The organism is Streptomyces sp. NRRL WC-3626 (assembly GCF_000718785.1).
GTDB lineage: Bacteria > Actinomycetota > Actinomycetes > Streptomycetales > Streptomycetaceae > Streptomyces > Streptomyces edwardsiae.
Window position 1 is genome coordinate 1 of the sequence record NZ_JOCA01000082.1, and the last position, 260, is coordinate 260.

At 62.7% G+C, this 260-nt stretch carries 1 protein-coding gene; it reads right to left on the minus strand.

Going from position 1 to position 260, the window contains the following annotated elements:
* A partial coding sequence (locus IF28_RS0135910) for a DUF475 domain-containing protein (protein WP_030229674.1) occupies positions 1–260 on the minus strand: 260 nt, incomplete at both ends.

A 260-nucleotide genomic window follows, 5' to 3' on the forward strand; every position in this document is an offset into this window, starting at 1 on the left:
TCGACCGCCTCGATCGGCCCGAGCTGGGCACTGACCGCGACGATCACGACGGGGAAGACCAGTCGCATACCGAAGACGGCGATCAGAATGCCGATGGTGAGGAAGATCTTCTGCCAGAAGGCATTCATCTTCTTCAGGATTCCGGCGTTGACCACCGCGTTGTCGAAGGACAGCGAGATCTCGAGCACGGAGAGGATCGCCACGATGCCGAAGGCGGTCCACCCCCCGAAGAGGACCGCTGCGACCAGACCGAGCGCGGT